Consider the following 16,233-nt stretch of genomic DNA (forward strand, 5'->3'; position numbering starts at 1 on the left):
CGATCATCCCCATCCCAGCTACGGCGGGATGGTTTTTTTTGCTCAAAATCTATTTAAATAACTTAACCATAGATGGAATAGTTTGAATCATATAGAATGAATTTTACGACAGTTAAATAAATCTTTTCCAAAGAGGGATGAGAAATGTACAAGTTAATTCTTGCTGAAGATGAAGAAGATGTTAGAGAAGGGGTCATCGGGCAGATTGATTGGGAGCACTATGGTTTCGAAATTGTAGAACAGGCGGAGAATGGACGAGAGGCAGCGGATGCGATAGATCGTTTGCTCCCGGATGTAGTGGTGACTGATATTCAAATGCCTTTTATGAACGGGCTGCAGCTGGCGGAATGGATTCGCGATCGGCATCCTAATACCAAGATCATTATTCTGACGGGGTATGATGAATTTGAATATGCACAGAAGGCGATTAAACTACAAATTGATGAGTATATTTTGAAACCGTTTTCTTCTCAGGAATTGATTGATGTTCTTGTTAAGGTTAGAGCCACCATAGAGGCTGAAATCGCAGAGAAAGAAAATGTTTTTGTACTCAGCGAGCATTATCGAAAAAGTCTGCCTGTACTGCGTGAACAGTTCTTATCTTCACTAGTTTCACGCAAGCTACGAATGAATGAAATAGACGAGAAAAGCTCGGAATACGGAATAGATCTACATGGAAAATGGTTCCAAGCCTCGGTAATTAGTGTGGATTATATTCGTCCAGAGCGGGAAACGGTTGGACATATCTCAGGTAAGCAAATTTCTTTACGTGATACAGGAGAGAGGAATTTACAGCTATTCGCTGTGCTGAATATTGCAGAAGAACTATGTACTAAGCATAGTTTTGGCAGGGTGTTTATCCATCGTGATGAGGTAGTGCTCCTTTCCATTTGTGATGCAGGTGAAGAAGCTGAAATTACGGGGAAGACCTTTGAGATTCTAGAAGAAATCCGCCACAATGTGCAGCGGTTTCTAAAGCTAACGGTAACCGCTGGTTCTGGAACGGTGTGTCACTCGCCGGCTATGCTATTTAACTCCTTTGGAGATGCCATGCAAGCGTTAGATTATCGGCTCATTCTCGGCAATAACCGAGTCATTTGGATCGAGGATGTGGAGTCACGTTCGAATACATTCTTGACCTATGATGAACTGACCCAGCAGTCCTTAATCCGAACCATTAAGATGGGAACCGTACAGGAGCTTAAGGAAGTCGTTGAGGAGTTATTTGGCGGATTAGATGCTGAGCAGGTATCTACTCAGGATTATCAGATTTTTTTGCTGGAGATTATTACATCCATCCTGCGTGTAGCCAAAGAATCCGGTAGTGATGCTGCTAAATTCGTAGGATCTGGCATTTCTTCATTAACCGATATGAATAAATTCAATAGTATGAGTGAAGCCAAGCAGTGGATTATTACGATCTGCAGCCGACTAATGGACTCCATTGCTTTAGAACGCCAATCCAGCTATAAACTGCTTATTGATGAAGCTAAAGATTATATCCGTAGCCACTATGAGGAATCAGATATTTCTATCGGAAAGGTTTGCCAGCATTTACATATTAGTACGGGTTATTTTAGCAGTATTTTTAAGAAGGAAATGAAGATGACATTCGTTAGTTATCTCTTGCAAATCCGATTAGAGGCAGCAAAGGAGCTTTTACGGTCCACGGAACTGAAGGCTTTTGAAATCGCTGAGAAAATTGGCTTTGCTGATCCTAACTATTTTAGCTTTTGCTTCCGTAAAAAATATGGTCAGTCTCCCAAAGAGTATAAAAATAGCTCCAGAGGAGGGTAGTCATGCGGCAAGAAAAGTCCTATTCTTTTCGACTTCGGCCGCAGCATCCCAAAGGGGGGAAACGTCGATTGTCCTCCAAGCTGCGGAGCATTCAAGTGACAATTACGCTCACTTTTACATCCGTTGCCGTTCTAGTAGCCGTCGTTGTTAGTCTTATGCTGTATAACAAGTTTGCGAAGACAGCAGAAGAAAATGCCAATATGAATATGCAGCAGATTATTGAGCAAGTGAACTATAATTTGGAGCTTTATGTAAAAGGTATGCGAAATATTTTTGAAACCGCAGAAGATCAAATTACGAATAGTCCCTCCGTGGACTCCGCTTTACTGATGGAAAGAATGGCGATGTTAATGGGAAGTAGAGAGGATCTGGTTTCTGCAGCGGTTTTTACTCCTCAGGGGAAATACGTCGTGGGTACAGCAGGACAGAAGCTGCGCAGCAACACACAGTTAGAAACTCAGAGTTGGTTTACTACGGCCAAAAGAACATCGGAGATCTCCTATTCAGCGCCCCATATTCAGAACTTGTTTAAAGGTCAATACATTTGGGTCGTGTCGATCAGTAAACTCATTCAATATCAGGAAAATGGAGTCCTAAAAACGGGTATCCTCCTGATGGATTTTAACTTTCGCACCATAGATGAGCTGAGTAAGCAGGTTAAGCTTGGTAAAAGAGGATACGCTTACATCCTCGATCAGTTAGGCAACATCGTGTATCATCCGCAGCAGCAGCTTATTTATGCTGGTTTAAAGTATGAGAATGTGGAGCCGGTATTGGAATATGCTTATCGTAGCTATTTGGATGAGTCTACAGGTGAAAAACGATTTATTACAGTACGTACGTTAGAACAGACCGGGTGGAAAATAGTAGGTGTTGCTTATTATGACGAGATCGTGACCACCAAGCGTGATCTGAACACCTTTTTATCCTGGTTCTTAGCGGTAGTTATTTTATGTGTAATTATCGTATCTGTCGTTTTGTCTGCGCGAATTGCCCGCCCGATCCGTAAGCTGGAACGGACACTTCAGCAGGTAGGAGAAGGGGATCTTAATACTCGAATCGATGTGAGTGGCGCCTATGAGGTAGAACAGTTGTCTAAACGCTTTAACCTCATGCTACAGCGTATTCGTCAATTGATGGATCAAATTATTTATGAACAAGAGACGAAACGTAAGGGTGAGCTTGAAGTTCTGCAATCCCAGATTAATCCACACTTTTTGTACAATACTTTGAACTCTGTGATCCGGCTTGCTGAGCGTGGTAAGACGGAGGAGGTCGTTACAATGATTCAATCTTTATCTAAGTTTTTCCGAATTAGTCTAAGCAAAGGGAATAATATGATTACCGTGCAGGAAGAGCTTGATCATATTCGTCATTATCTTGTCATTCAGAGCTTTCGTTTTAAAAATAAATTCCGCTACGAGATCATTGCACAAGATGAAGTACTGCAGTGTCAGACGATTAAGCTGATTTTGCAGCCGATTGTAGAGAATGCCTTGTATCACGGAATAGAAATGATGCCTGATGAAGGCTTTATCTCTATCCAAGCAGAACTGAAGGACAATCTTGTCATTATAAGGATTAGTGATAATGGATTAGGAATGTCCAAGGAGACTATGAAGGTTATTTTGACAGGCGGCAGTAAGAGTATGAGTGGTTCGGGGGTAGGCGTAAGAAATGTGAATGAGCGTATTGAGTTGTACTATGGCCGTGAATATGGACTTTCTTTTGAAAGTGAAATTGAAGAAGGCACTACGGTTACCCTTATCTTCCCGGCACTAGCAAAAGGCGAAGGCAATGAAGGGCTTAAGGAGGATGAGACATCGTCATGAAAACCTTTCGTTTTTGGCTAACCTTGTTAATGTGTGCGGTGTTATGGACTACAGTTACCTCTTGTTTTAATTCAGCGCCCAATTACATCAATACAAATAAGACCCGTAATATTCATCTTATTGTGAAAATGAACAGGGGCGATTACTGGAATACGGTTAAATTGGGAGCAGAAGCTGCAGCGCAGGAATTCAACGTCAAACTAACCTTCAAAGCTCCGGACTCCGAGAGTGACATCACAGAACAGGTGAAGATGGTGCAGGACTCCATAAAAGAAAAAGCAGACGTGATTATTTTAGCTGCAAGTAGTTACATGGGGCTTGCTCAGGTTGTAGATCAGGCGGCGTATTCCAAAATTCCTGTCATATCCGTAGATGCGGAAGTAGGTTCAGCAAGAGTAAGGACATATATTGGCTCGAACGGCTATGAGGCGGGTCAAAAATCTGCAGAACGATTGATCAAGCTGTTAAAAGGATACGGCGAGGTTGGCATTATTAACTTCACCAATTCAACGCAGAGTGAGAAGCTGGAGTCTTCTAACGGCATTGAGTATGGTGCAAGAGACGCGGAGGAGCGGGAGAAGGGATTTTTAAATTACACTGCACGTTATCCGAATATACAAGTGGTTGAGATTTCATACACGACCTCCAGTATTAAGGATGCAGAAGATCTTACGCAACTGATGCTGCTGAAGCATCCGAATCTTCGGGGAATCGCGAGCCTGAATGAGACTGCTTCACAGGGGGCGGCAATGGCTATCCAAAGTCGGGGGCTGCAAAATATAAAAATGGTAGCCTTTGATAGCTCTCCTTCCATGATGGAATTGCTGCAGGACGGTACTGTTCAAGCAACAGTGATCCAAAATCCTTTTAGCAACGGGTATTTGGCTGTAAAACATGCCGTTGAAGTGATCGAAGGAATCGATGTACCAGAACGCGTCGATACAGGAACAAAGCTAATTGATTTGGACAATATGCTGTGGCCAGAGAATCAAAAGCTGTTATTTCCGTTTGTTAGATAGAAGCTGATTTAAAATAGGCGCCGAAGGCGTTTATGCTTATACGTTTCGTGTAACGGATACCATCCTTGAATGGGGCGGTATTCGTTTTTTATTTTAGAATATAAGAAAGTATAAATTTTTAATGAAAATCATCCTTATATTTCTTCTTGGGTTCATTAGAATTTTTATAGTAATGAGTAGGATTTTATATTCGCAAGCGTTTTCAGGTGAGGCATAATATGGATGTACCCGAGACGATCAGGGGCAAACAAAAAAAGAAGTATAAATAGGAGGTCAATGAATAATGAAAAAAATCACTTCCGTTCTATTAGCTAGTGCTTTGCTGGGTGCTGCTCTGACAGGCTGTGGTGGCAACAACAAAACTACAGATAGTGCTACAGACAAGGCAACTAACGCTCCAAAGACTGAGAACTCGGGCACTACAACAGAAACGCCTAAAGTTGGGGTCGCCATTTACAAATTTGACGATACTTTTATGACAGGTGTTCGTAACGCTATCGATAGTGCTGCTAAAGGCATCGCTACAGTAGATATTGTAGATAGCCAAAATTCACAACCCACACAAAATGACAAGGTTGACTTATTCATCACTAAAAAATATAACGGGATGCTGATTAACCCAGTTGACCGTACAGCTGCTGGCGTCATTATCGAAAAAGCAAAAACAGCAAACATTCCAGTGGTATTCCTTAACCGCGAACCGCTTCCTGAAGATATGAAGAAATGGGATAAAGTTTATTATGTAGGTGCGAAAGCAGAAGAGTCCGGTACAATGTCCGGCCAACTGATTGTTGACTACTGGAAAGCACATCCTGAAGCGGACAAGAACGGCGACGGAGTTCTCCAATATGTAATGCTGAAAGGTGAACCAGGACACCAAGATGCTGAGCTTCGTACTACTTACTCTATTCAAGCTATCGAAGATGCAGGAATCAAGGTAGAGAAGCTGGCTGAAGATACAGCAATGTGGGATCGCGTAAAAGGACAAGAAAAAATGGCGGCATTCCTTGGCTCCCACGGCGACAAAATTGAAGCTGTTCTTGCTAACAACGATGATATGGCCCTCGGTGCAATCGAAGCTCTGAAAGCTTCAGGCTACTTTACGGGTGACAAATTCATGCCGGTAGTAGGTGTGGATGCAACTGCTCCTGCGATTCAAGCGCTGGAAGATGGAACAATGCTCGGTACGGTGCTGAATGATGCGAACAACCAAGGTAAGGCTGCCATCACAGTTGCTGCTCTGCTTGCTAAAGGCGAAACGCCTTCGAAAGACAATGTAGGCTTTGATATCACTGACAACCAATACGTATGGATTTCCTACAAAAAGATTACGAAAGACAACATAGCTGACGCTAAGTAATTAACATCGGCTACAGAGTTACTCATGATCATATGACAGCACGGGGAGCGGATAACCGCTCCTCGGTATTTCTTTTAGGCAGGGAACAGGATGGAACCGCTGTGCCTCTCATAAAAAAGAAAAAAAGCGTAGGGGGCGTAACAACATGGAAAAAGCTGAGTTTTTGCTGGAAATGAACAACATTACTAAAGAATTCCCCGGCGTTAAAGCGCTGGACGATGTTAGTTTAAAAGTAAGACCGGGTTCGGTGCATGCACTTATGGGTGAGAATGGTGCAGGTAAGTCCACACTTATGAAATGTCTTTTTGGTATTTATTCACCGGATGCCGGTGAGATCTTTTTGGATGGCGAGAAGGCTTCTATCAGCAGTTCAAATGATGCGTTAAAAAGTGGTATTTCGATGATTCACCAGGAGCTGCATCCCGTGCCGTTCCGTAGTGTTATGGAGAATATCTGGCTAGGACGTTTTCCAACGAAGGGAATCGGACCGATTCAGTTTATTGACCATAAGAAAATGTTCACTGATACAGAAAATTTGTTTAAAGATCTGGATATCGACCTGAATCCCGAAACATTAGTGGGTAAGCTTTCCGTATCCAAAATCCAATCCATTGAAATTGCGAAGGCTGTCTCTTTTCACTCCCGAGTTATTGTAATGGATGAACCCACTTCTTCCTTAACCAGTGTGGAGGTGGAACATTTATTCCGGATCATACGGGATCTCAGAAGTAGAGGCGTAGCTATTATCTATATATCTCACAAAATGGAAGAGATTCTCGCAATCTCTGACGAAGTTACTATTATGCGTGACGGTAAAAAAATCGGAACCTGGCCAGCGGCGGAATTAACTACAGATATTATCATTTCAAAAATGGTGGGCCGCGATTTGACCAGCCGTTTCCCTGAACGCTTCAACGTACCTGGTGAAGTATACATGAAAGTGGAAGGCTTAACCTCTCCGGAGGAAAGATCTTTTAAAGATGTGTCTTTCGAATTAAGACGTGGAGAGGTCCTTGGTGTTGGGGGTCTGGTAGGTGCCCAGAGAACTGAGGTAATTGAGGCGTTGTTCGGTTTGCGAGCCTTGAAATCCGGAACGATCTCTATTAAAGGCAAGGTTGTTACTATTAATTCTCCGAAAGATGCTAAGAAACACGGAATGGCTTTGCTTACCGAAGAGCGTCGTGTAACCGGTATCTTCCCAGTTTTATCTGTCCATGAGAATGGTGCGATTGCTAATCTCCATCGTTACCAAAAACCGTACCTCTTGCTGAATAGCAAGAAGAAAAAAGTTGAAGTAGATAAAATGATTGAAAAATTACGAACTAAAACACCTACAACCAAAACGTTAATCATGAATCTTTCTGGTGGTAATCAGCAAAAGGTGCTACTCGCCAGATGGCTGCTTACTGAGCCCGAAATCCTGCTTCTGGACGAGCCGACCCGTGGTATCGACGTAGGGGCTAAATTCGAGATTTACTCCATAATTGCCGACTTGGCCCAGCAAGGGAAGAGTATCATTATGATCTCCTCTGAAATGCCGGAGCTGCTCGGAATGTCTGACCGTGTAATGGTCATGTCGGAAGGACGACTTACAGGAATATTAGAAGGCGAGCAAGCTACGGAAACCGAAGTTATGCGTCTCGCTGCACAGCATTAAGGAGTGCGGATAGGAGAATATGCTTGCGTAATTTTAAGGGGGATCACTACTAATGAACGTTAAAAAAGCTCAATCCTTTGTGACTCAAAACGCAATTTACATTGTGCTGGTACTGCTGATTATGGGGATCATCATATATGATCCAAACTTTATGTCCATCAACACCCTACGTGACGTACTGATTCAGTCGTCTACACGCGTTATCATCGCACTTGGGGTTGCCTTTATCCTTATTACGGCAGGTACTGACTTGTCCGCTGGACGGGTGGTTGGTTTTACGGCGGTTATCTCCGCTTCGATGCTGCAAATCCCAGACTATTCCCGTCGGTTTTTTCCAGATCTTCCGCAAGTGGAAGTAATCCTTCCTATAGCAATTGCTATCATTGCTGGTCTTCTCTGTGGACTTATAAATGGTATTGTCGTTTCCAAGCTTCACGTTCCGCCATTTATCGCTACCCTGGGTACAATGCTCATCGTGTACGGGCTGAACTCCCTGTACTTCGATATGGATCCTAACCAATCCCAGCCAATCGGTGGTCTGCGTCCTGATTTCACCAAGATCGGCTCGGGCTTCATCGGGAGCGGCCAATATTCAATCCCGTATATCGTGCTGATAGCCTTGGGTGTCGCCGCCATTGTGTGGGTGGTATTTAATAAAACTAAGCTGGGTAAGAACATGTATGCGATTGGCGGAAATATGCAGGCAGCTAAAGTATCCGGTATCGATGTTTCCAAGAACCTGATTTACATCTATGCCATTGCTGGTGCGCTTTATGGTCTGGCAGGCGTTCTGGAAGCTGCTAGAACAGGTGGAGCAACTAATAACTACGGTAACATGTATGAGCTTGATGCCATTGCAGCTTGTGTAGTTGGTGGTGTATCTACAACCGGGGGTATCGGTACTGTGCCGGGTGTTCTAGTGGGGGTTATCATCTTTACTCTCATTAACTACGGTCTGACCTTTATCGGTATTAGCCCGTACTATCAGTTGATTATCAAAGGTTTGATTATTATAGCCGCTGTCGCATTTGATATGCGGAAGTACTCTTCGAAGATGTAGCAGCGTGGTCGCGTGGTGATTAAGGGCTAACTCCGGGGAATATTGGGCTTACGATCGCTGTTGTTCTCAGATTCCTTGATTGATACCGCGTTAGCGGTTGGAATCTGAGAACAAAGGCGACCACTTCGTTTCTACAGCTCCAAAATTCCCCTCCGTTATCCTTATCACCTCGCTGGGGTAGGGCAGAAAAAGCGTTTGCTAGTTATCGCAAACGCTTTTTGGCATGCCTTTTTCGATGGCTTCGCTTCGAAAAAGTAGCAGGTAAAACAAACAACTAACACTGTCACAAATAAAATTGCGACAACCAAAACTGCTATAACTAAAACTGTTATAACTAAAACTGCCGCAACAACACTGCTACAACAATACTGCTACAACTAACACCGTCACAACCAACATCACTATATCCAATACCGCTACAACAATATCGTGCGAACACCTTCTCCTACTGCCGCCAGTAACCCTATAGCGATTTAGCCACGTCTAAGACCAACTTATATTACATGCAGACACTTCACTTGTTTTTGTTTGAAATGTGGCAAATGAACGGTATAAATCCCGTAGAATCAGCTGAAATGAGCTACAAGTGGTAAAAGAACGGTATAAATCCCGTAGAATCGGCGGAGTTGAGTTATTTGAAGCGGATGCATGAAGAAACAAGGGCATAAATACCCCAGAAATAGCGGAAAAGAGCCAAAGTGGAAGAATAAAGGGCATAAATACCCCAGAAATAGCGGGAAAGTGCCATAGTGGAAGAATTAGGGGTATAAATGCCCCAGAAATACCGAAACGAGCTGCTGTGGAAGAACAGGAGGTGTAACTGCCATGAATCGATAGAAACGAGCTACATAGTGAGATAGTGTTGACGAAACACGCTGATAGCAGCGGAGAGAACGGAATGATTGCGTACAAGCGGTAGCGTTCGCCTATGTCTCCGAATTTCATCCGAAACTGAGGTACAAATCAAGGAATTTGGAGACAGCAGCGATGGGAGCAACGTTCCGTTCGTGGAGCGGCCGCTCAGCACATACCGCATCATCACATCAATCGCACTTCCGTGCTCGCTCAGCACATCTCGCACAAATCAAACCCACCCACATACTTACTCTGCACATCCTACGTTACTCCTCGCTCCAGGCGTGCTCTATCCAAGTCCCTCCGCCCGTTAGTCCGCTCACGCAAGCCCCGCCTCACCACTTGCACAGCTTTCAGTCTCGCCGTCACGTTCTCCCTCACGCAACACCTATTACACACCCTAACCCTTCTCCCACACCTCAAAGATCAAAATCACATAAACCAACATTCTCCCATATTCTATAGGCAAATGCCTTTGTTAAAGGGGAGCGACTCGATGTTAAGGATTAGATTGAATGAGCTGGGGAAAGGGAATGACAATGGTCCATTGCAAGCGGATGTATGGAGATGGGACGGCATTGGCTGGAACGAATATATTACGCAGCAAGAAGAAGATTTCATACGCACAGAAGAGGAGCTGTTCGTTACGATCCCGGCAGAGGCGGGATTATATCGTGTAGACTACTCTAATAAGCCTTATGAGACGCCGTATGTATTACCGGAGTGGGTTGATGACGAATTAAGGAATACTGGGCTACATCCGGCGCCCTTTAATCTTAAAGAGGGTATGCTCTGGGGATATATTAACGACGAAGGTCGTGCTCAGATTGAACCTAGATACGAATATGCTGAGGATTTTCAGAAGAACGGGCTAGCAATTGTACAACGAAAAAACAGTAGCGGACTGATCGACAGCTCTGGAAGGGAGCGGGTGAAGCCCATTTACTCGTTTATTGCCCCTTTTTCGGAAGGACGCGCAGTAGTATCAGATGCGAAAGGGTACACATTTATCGATGAAAAAGGTAAAGAGGTGACTCCAGCCCGTTATGATTATCTAAACTCATTGCATGAGGGACTTGCATTATTTTCGAAACAAAATACAACGGGTGGTCCATCACTATATGGGTATGTAGATGCGCAAGGCAAAGAGGTTTTGCCTGCAATTTATGTGGACGCCAATGATTTCATGAATGGTGTGGCTTTGGTCAAGATTAAAGAGGGAGAGTACGCACTCATTGATCCTGAAGGGAAGATTCTCTATACGTACAATCACCCATTCGTAGGGAGTCCGGGTGATGGGCTGCTCTCCTATCAAGCGACTGAGAACGGTAAGTACGGCTATTTAAACACGGATGGAACAGTAGCTATTCAGCCACAATTTACTTCTGCCTTACCTTTCTCTGAGGGGCGTGCAGTGGTGAATACCGCTGAGAACTATGGCAACGCCTACGGGCTGATTGATAAACAAGGAAAAATGATTATCCCCGCGAAATATTATGAAGTCCTGCAGCTTGGTGAAGGTAGAGCAGCTATAGGAACACCAATATTCCCTAGTCAACCTTATCGAGGCTCACGTTACATTATCGCTGATGCAGAGACAGGAGCAATTCTGAGCAATCATACCCTGCTTGGTGTGAATAATTATCAGGACGGACTGGCATCTGTATATGATGCTAAGGAGACTTTTTTTATAGATCGAACTGGAAAAAGAGCAGCTCAGCCTCCAGTTATTCAAGGGACGGGAACACTTACCCTCAGTGGACGCCTAATTAGAGCAGATATAGATCAACGTACAGCATATTATGATCGTCAAGGGAAGCAGATTTGGAGGCAAAATGGAGTCATCCCACTGAGACCTCCATATTCCGTAGTCGAGAAGAAGTACAAACCGAACAGGGATTATCTGGTTTACTATCCGGTTGTTGAAGGAATTGCAAGCGCGGAAGTTTCTAGAGAGGTTAATGATAAATTACGGAAGCTTTCGCTAGTCGAAGACCCAGGTAGTAATGGAGCAACACAGGATTTCAGTTATAATGGTGATTTTTCAGTGTCCTTTTTCCGCAAAAACCTTCTAGTGCTGGAGTTAACGGGTTACCGTTATCCTTTTGGAGCAGCCCACGGCATGCCTACCAAAATCTATACACATACTAATGTACGTAACGGAAGGTTCTATAAGCTAGGTGATTTGTTCAAGCCAGGAAGTAGATACGTGGAGAAGCTCAGTAAAATCGTAGGTAAGCAGATTGAAAACGATCCTGAGTACTCCTATGTTTTTCCGGATACGTATAAAGGAATTACCTCAGCTCAGCCTTTCTTTGTAGATAATGAAGCGTTATATCTTTATTTCGCACCTTATGAGATTGCTCCTTATTCTGCGGGTTTTCCTACTTTCCGTATTCCTTATGCAGAAATTATGGGACTTATCTCTACTGAGGGAGAATTTTGGCAATCGTTTCACTAGTTACTTATTATCTATTAGCACACAGAAGTTGCTATTCTCTCGAGAATGGCGACTTTTTTTGCTTTTTAACGCCAATATCGAATGCAATTCATGCTCAGGAAACTTACAATCAAGACTAGTAAATGTTAAAAATTAGAAGAGCACAGCTGATAGATTTATGCTACAATGACTGAGGAACAAATTACAACTTTGTAACATTTGTAGCTAGTCACTCTAAGCAGAAACATATATTACACACAAGAAAGAGGAGATGGCAGAATGAAGAACAAGAGATTAAGAGCAATTATTGGTGGTAGTGTAGCAGCTGTTATGGCACTTAGTATTTCTCTTCCACTCGAAGCGAATGCGTCCTCAACTGAGGTAACAGTAATTAAATCAGGTACTAGCTATGAGCAGGTTTTACAATATTTAAAACAAGCTAACCTACAGGGACTCCCTATTTTTAATAGCACAATCGTGGTAACCAAGCCTCAAACAGGAACGGTTCCAAATAAAGATACATCTACCGGAACTCCGGTTACTAAGCCTTCGGATACAACTACTGTAACTAAGCCTGTAACTAAGCCTTCGGATACGACTACTGTAACTAAACCTGTAACTAAACCTACAGAAACTACACCTACTACAGGTGCTGCGAGCAATAAAGGAACTTATGTTCAACAGATCGTAACGCTGGTAAATAAAGAGCGTGCAGCAGCTGGTTTGAAGCCTGTTTCTGGGTTGGACAGCCTTCATAAAGTAGCAGCTACAAAGGCTACGGATATGCGTACTAATAACTACTTTTCACACACTTCACCTACGTATGGTTCACCATTCGATATGATGAAATCCTTTGGTATCACTTATAACGCTGCAGGCGAGAACATCGCTATGGGCCAAAAAACACCAGAAGAAGTAATGAAAGCATGGATGAATAGTCCTGGTCACAAGGCTAATATTTTGAATGCTAATTTCAATTATATCGGTGTAGGTTATGACAATAACTACTGGGTTCAAGAATTTATTGGTAAATAATCGAAAAAAATGTTGCTGGAATCAAACGTTCTCCGATGAAAATCGGGGAACGTTTTTTTGTACCCAAACTTTAATCGCTAAATTTTTTTGAAAAATTTTCGTATTCAGATTCGGGTTAAATAAGCGGATTAGCTGGATTTATTTCTATTTTAGACATTTGCAAAACCGGTATGGAAGATTTATGTTTATGTACATAGTTAAGATCTTTGTAAAATGTGGAACAATACATAATAGAACGGCACACGGAGGGATGGCTTTGAATGATTCAAAGTGGACATGGCGCACGGTCAGCCTGATTTCCATAGTAACAACAATAATTCTAATTGTAGGTTTAGTTTATGCGGTCAGAGACATCATCTATCCGGTTGGAGAAGCGTCAGGGACCAACTTACCTCAGCAAACAGCCGCTCCAGTGACGGAGACGGTTAAGAAGCTCAAAGTTGTTGCTCTCGGAGATTCGCTAACCAAGGGAACTGGTGATAACACCGGAGAAGGATTTGTTAAGCGTACGGTTAGTGGTTTATCCGCTAAAGGTGTCGAAGTTGATTTACTGGGTAATATGGGAATTAATGGTTTAACAACTGCTGGACTGCAAAGCAAGCTGGATGAAGATGGTATAGATTACGCGCTGCATATGGCGAATGTCATTCTGCTCTCGATCGGAGGGAATGATTTATTCAAGGACTCCAATATTTTGCAGAATAGTGGCGCACTTCAAAGTGAATCCACGACTGATCAAGAGCTGACTCCAGAGTCTTTGCTAGCAGCCCTTCCGGAAGCAGTAGAAAGATTAGGTAAGATTCTGGAGAAAATCACGGAAATCAATCCAAACGCTCAAATTTATTATATGGGGTTATACAATCCCTTTGGTGATATACCAGATCTACTTGTACCAGGTAATCAGGCGGTTGCGAAGTGGAATAATGCAGCAATGGATATTATTAATAAGCACAGCAATATGACATTGGTTCCAACCTTCGACTTGTTTAACAAGCATTTGGGCAAATACTTATCAACGGATCATTTTCATCCGAATGGGGATGGCTATCAACGAATTGGAGAGCGATTCATTCAGGCTATACACTAGAACAGAAGTGAGAGCCAGCTTTCTAAGAATGATGATTTGTATTAGATAAAATATCCTTTGAGCAAGTACTAGCCGAGGAAATGACAGTAACAAGGAGCTAAGGAGAATATGACAAAAGCGAACAGTGGAGAATCCAGCCCGGTCGTCTTGTCTGTAGACGGGGTACGGAAAAAAATAGGGCGAAAGTGGATTATAGATGATGTTACGTTTGATGTGAGAGAAGGAGAAATCTTTGGCTTCCTCGGACCCAATGGAGCTGGGAAGACAACTACGATTCGAATGCTTGTCGATTTGATTCGTCCAAGCGAGGGCAAGATTACGGTATGTGGTTACAATGTGAACCGAAATCCGGAAAAAGCGTTGCAATTTGTCGGCTCTATCGTTGAGAATCCTGAGGTATATACTTATTTGACGGGATGGGAGAATTTACAGCATTTTGCCCGAATGCAGCCAGGTATAGATAATGCACGTATTAATGAAGTTGTAGATATCGTTCGGTTGGATCAACGAATCCATGATAAGGTAAGTACATATTCGCTTGGGATGAGACAACGACTTGGTATAGCGCAGGCTCTTCTGGGACGTCCGCGTCTGCTTATTCTGGACGAGCCTACAAATGGCTTAGATCCAAAGGGAATTAAGGAGCTGCGAGAATTTATACGCAAACTAGCAGATGAGGGTTTAGCGGTATTTGTATCGAGTCATTTACTTAGTGAAATCCAGCTTCTCTGCGACCGTGTTGCAATTATTAGTAAAGGGCGAGTACTTGCAGTGGGTGCGGTTGATGAGCTGATCGCTCGAAATTCTCCGTATGTACTTTGGGAGCTGGAGCCTTTTGCTGTTGCTAAGGGATTACTGGCTGATCGCCCGGATATTCAGATTCAGAATCTGGAAGACGTTACCTTGGATGATTCAATAATTGCAGGTATGGGCCCGAATTCTTTAATCACAATTATGGAGCAGGATTTGATCCCCGAGATTGTGGCTGTTATGGTGACTGCTGAAATCGAAGTTAGGGCTGTGCATAAAATCAATCCGACACTGGAACAGCTATTCTTGAAACTAACGGAGGGTGAGAACGTTGAATAATATGCTTCCGCTAATCCGTAATGAATGTTTAAAAATCATAAAAAAGAAACGGTTTTATGTTATACTGCTGATTCTGATTGTACTGGTGCCTATGTTCACCTACGCTCAAATGCGCTCAGCTGAGCGTAGCCGAGATAAATTCAACTCCGATTGGCGCCTGGAGATCCAGCAGCAGATCATTGATAATCAAAATTCTTTGGGTAGCGACCGAATTCCAGAGGAATGGAAGACTTATCGGCGAATATTTGTACAGCAGCTACAGTACTACCTTCACCATGATGTGAATCCGAACGAGCCAAGTGGCGTTACCTTTACCCGTGAGTTTATGGATAATTCCGTTACTTTATTTATTCCGCTGCTCATTATGGCGGTAGCCTCGGATTTAGTTTCTGCGGAGCGAACTACAGGGACGATCAAAATGCTGCTGACAAGGCCAGTTAAGCGTTGGAAAGTTTTGTTTAGCAAATTAGCGGCTCTGCTTATGTTTGTCTCGCTTATTGTGCTCTCCACCTTTGTGATCAGCTACCTTATCTCTGGTCTTGCTTTTGGATATAAGGGCTTTAATATCCCTGTCTTTACAGGCTTTAAGATCAGTGGAGACTCGGTGGATATGTCTACTGTGCATGCAGTACCACAGTGGAAATATATGCTTATGCAAGGTGGATTGGTCTGGTTCGTAAGTGTCGTAGTTGCCCTGCTTGCTTTTATGATCTCTGTACTTGTAAGGAGCACTGCTGCTAGTATAGTGGTCATGATGGCAGCGCTGATCGCTGGAAATATTCTGACTAATATGGCCTCAGCCTGGACAACAGCGAAATATTTATTTATGGTAAATCTTGGACTGACTGGTTATTTGTCAGGAACTCCCGCACCCATAGAGGGGATGTCCTTGTCATTTTCCATGGCTGTACTGGCTGTATGGGGGGCTGCTTCGGTGATCATTTCATTCGCCGTCTTTACGAAAAGGGATATTTTGAATTAGAATGTACAAAGTGACGAAAA

Annotated in this window: 12 protein-coding genes; 11 read left to right on the forward strand and 1 reads right to left on the reverse strand. The window is 43.2% G+C overall.

Features of this window, described 5'->3' with window-relative positions; all coding sequences use genetic code 11:
• The first annotated feature begins 144 nt into the window (after window positions 1–144).
• From MKX60_RS13755 to mglC, 6 genes are all read left to right on the forward strand, one after another.
• On the forward strand, window positions 145–1,797 hold the full coding sequence (locus tag MKX60_RS13755) for a response regulator (protein WP_076299597.1): 1,653 nt from the start codon (window positions 145–147) through the stop codon (window positions 1,795–1,797).
• Window positions 1,798–1,799: 2 nt separating this feature from the next.
• On the forward strand, window positions 1,800–3,629 hold the full coding sequence (locus tag MKX60_RS13760; protein WP_081382893.1) for a sensor histidine kinase: 1,830 nt from the start codon (window positions 1,800–1,802) through the stop codon (window positions 3,627–3,629).
• Window positions 3,626–4,648, forward strand: a complete 1,023-nt coding sequence (locus MKX60_RS13765; protein ID WP_076284597.1) for a substrate-binding domain-containing protein — start codon at window positions 3,626–3,628, stop codon at window positions 4,646–4,648. The genes MKX60_RS13760 and MKX60_RS13765 overlap by 4 nt, the downstream gene beginning before the upstream one ends.
• Before the next feature lie 283 nt (window positions 4,649–4,931).
• Window positions 4,932–6,008 carry a galactose ABC transporter substrate-binding protein gene (locus MKX60_RS13770; RefSeq protein ID WP_143764073.1) on the forward strand — a complete coding sequence of 359 codons (1,077 nt, stop codon included), beginning with the start codon at window positions 4,932–4,934 and terminating at the stop codon, window positions 6,006–6,008.
• Between the two features lie 145 nt (window positions 6,009–6,153).
• On the forward strand, window positions 6,154–7,665 hold the full coding sequence (locus MKX60_RS13775; RefSeq protein WP_076284598.1) for a sugar ABC transporter ATP-binding protein: 1,512 nt from the start codon (window positions 6,154–6,156) through the stop codon (window positions 7,663–7,665).
• A gap of 52 nt (window positions 7,666–7,717) precedes the next feature.
• Window positions 7,718–8,725, forward strand: coding sequence for a galactose/methyl galactoside ABC transporter permease MglC (gene mglC / locus MKX60_RS13780; protein ID WP_341060098.1), 1,008 nt, complete (start codon window positions 7,718–7,720; stop codon window positions 8,723–8,725).
• An 844-nt stretch (window positions 8,726–9,569) separates the two neighbouring features.
• Here mglC and MKX60_RS13785 read toward each other — a convergent pair.
• Window positions 9,570–9,806 (reverse strand): hypothetical protein, encoded by a 237-nt coding sequence (locus MKX60_RS13785; RefSeq protein WP_341060099.1) that lies wholly within the window; start codon window positions 9,804–9,806, stop codon window positions 9,570–9,572.
• Between the two features lie 270 nt (window positions 9,807–10,076).
• Between MKX60_RS13785 and MKX60_RS13790 the strand changes: the two genes are divergently transcribed.
• From MKX60_RS13790 to MKX60_RS13810, 5 genes are all read left to right on the forward strand, one after another.
• Window positions 10,077–12,041, forward strand: coding sequence for a WG repeat-containing protein (locus tag MKX60_RS13790; RefSeq protein WP_076284600.1), 1,965 nt, complete (start codon window positions 10,077–10,079; stop codon window positions 12,039–12,041).
• 258 nt (window positions 12,042–12,299) lie between these two features.
• Window positions 12,300–13,055 carry a CAP domain-containing protein gene (locus MKX60_RS13795; protein WP_341060100.1) on the forward strand — a complete coding sequence of 252 codons (756 nt, stop codon included), beginning with the start codon at window positions 12,300–12,302 and terminating at the stop codon, window positions 13,053–13,055.
• Window positions 13,056–13,305: 250 nt separating this feature from the next.
• Window positions 13,306–14,142, forward strand: coding sequence for a GDSL-type esterase/lipase family protein (locus MKX60_RS13800; RefSeq protein ID WP_076284602.1), 837 nt, complete (start codon window positions 13,306–13,308; stop codon window positions 14,140–14,142).
• Between the two features lie 108 nt (window positions 14,143–14,250).
• Window positions 14,251–15,231, forward strand: coding sequence for an ABC transporter ATP-binding protein (locus tag MKX60_RS13805; protein ID WP_341060101.1), 981 nt, complete (start codon window positions 14,251–14,253; stop codon window positions 15,229–15,231).
• Window positions 15,224–16,213, forward strand: a complete 990-nt coding sequence (locus MKX60_RS13810; RefSeq protein WP_042190048.1) for an ABC transporter permease — start codon at window positions 15,224–15,226, stop codon at window positions 16,211–16,213. Before MKX60_RS13805 ends, MKX60_RS13810 begins: the two co-directional genes overlap by 8 nt.
• Window positions 16,214–16,233 lie beyond the last annotated feature (20 nt).

Origin of the sequence: Paenibacillus sp. FSL R5-0914 (genome assembly GCF_038004525.1) — a bacterium.
GTDB lineage: Bacteria > Bacillota > Bacilli > Paenibacillales > Paenibacillaceae > Paenibacillus_AQ.

Coding starts and splice junctions, on each gene's coding strand:
- MKX60_RS13755 (WP_076299597.1), top strand. CDS start 145: ATGTACAAGTTAATTCTTGCTGAAGATGAAGAAGATGTTAGAGAAGGG.
- mglC (WP_341060098.1), top strand. CDS start 7,718: ATGAACGTTAAAAAAGCTCAATCCTTTGTGACTCAAAACGCAATTTAC.
- MKX60_RS13790 (WP_076284600.1), top strand. CDS start 10,077: ATGTTAAGGATTAGATTGAATGAGCTGGGGAAAGGGAATGACAATGGT.
- MKX60_RS13770 (WP_143764073.1), top strand. CDS start 4,932: ATGAAAAAAATCACTTCCGTTCTATTAGCTAGTGCTTTGCTGGGTGCT.
- MKX60_RS13760 (WP_081382893.1), top strand. CDS start 1,800: ATGCGGCAAGAAAAGTCCTATTCTTTTCGACTTCGGCCGCAGCATCCC.
- MKX60_RS13775 (WP_076284598.1), top strand. CDS start 6,154: ATGGAAAAAGCTGAGTTTTTGCTGGAAATGAACAACATTACTAAAGAA.
- MKX60_RS13805 (WP_341060101.1), top strand. CDS start 14,251: ATGACAAAAGCGAACAGTGGAGAATCCAGCCCGGTCGTCTTGTCTGTA.
- MKX60_RS13795 (WP_341060100.1), top strand. CDS start 12,300: ATGAAGAACAAGAGATTAAGAGCAATTATTGGTGGTAGTGTAGCAGCT.
- MKX60_RS13800 (WP_076284602.1), top strand. CDS start 13,306: ATGGCTTTGAATGATTCAAAGTGGACATGGCGCACGGTCAGCCTGATT.
- MKX60_RS13765 (WP_076284597.1), top strand. CDS start 3,626: ATGAAAACCTTTCGTTTTTGGCTAACCTTGTTAATGTGTGCGGTGTTA.